General features: G+C 50.0%; 1 protein-coding gene. It reads left to right on the top strand.

What is annotated here, in order from left to right:
* Positions 1–159 precede the first annotated feature (159 nt).
* The coding region (locus QYH69_RS35885) for a hypothetical protein (RefSeq protein WP_308836342.1) at positions 160–954 on the top strand (795 nt) is incomplete at its 3' end.

Below are 954 nucleotides of genomic sequence, written 5' to 3'. Positions count from 1 at the left end.
GACTCCACAACGCGCAGGCCAAGCGTCCGTAGGAAGACAAAGTTTAGTCTCAACACATTGGCTCACAGAACCACATGGCTTCGTTCCGACTTTGCCAATATACCCGAGGTCTTGTGGTCCCAGCGTCTTTTGACGGTCCTGCCCTGCGAAGCAGCCAGTGTGCTTGCACGTCTCAGTAAGGAGGACGCAAATGATTACGCGAAGGCTAAGGCAACGCTTTTTAGAAAGTACACGTTTTCTACACAGGGGTTCAGGCAAAAGTTTAGAAGCTCAGTGATTAAGGCTGGAGAAAGCTATCCTGAGTTTGCCTACAACGTGAAGGCCACCATGGTAGAGTGGTTAAAAAGCGCGAGCGTCTATGACGATCGAGACAAAGTCTTGGAGTGTTTCTGTCTGGAACAGTTTTATCGAGGGATTCCCGACAAAGTGCAGTTCTGGGTCCAAGATAGAACGGACGTTAAGACAGTAGAACAAGCTGCGGAGCTTGCTCAGGACTATGTAATGCGCAGAGAAGCGCGAGGTCAGGATCGCCAAGGGAAGGCGTACCGCGAGAGTGATAAGTCCTTCGGGAAAAAGCGTCACTTCGGAAAGTCTGAGTCCGGTAAGGGAATGGGTAATTTCCCTAAAGGAAAGGATAGTGCAGAGACTGTTCCAAAGGAAGTGGAAGGGCATAATCCCAGTAAGGAGGCAAAAGAGGCGAAAGCAAAGAGAGCTTTCGAAACAAGAAGGCAGAGCGTCTGCTATAACTGCAACGAGCCAGGGCACTTCGCTGCGAACTGTCCTAAACCTAAGGTGGTATTTTCGTACGTCAGTGAAGACGATGAAAATATTGCGCTGCTGAGTCCATACATGCGTGAGCTGGAGGTTAACAGGAAACCAAGTCGGAGGCCAAGCGGTCTTAGGAAGACAAAGTCTCGTGTCAACTCCTTGGCTCACAGAACGACATGGCTACGA

Origin of the sequence: Paraburkholderia sp. SARCC-3016, from assembly GCF_031119615.1 — a bacterium.
GTDB lineage: Bacteria > Pseudomonadota > Gammaproteobacteria > Burkholderiales > Burkholderiaceae > Paraburkholderia.
Note: the sequence above shows the minus strand (reverse complement) of the source record. Positions and strands in the feature narration are given on the sequence as shown.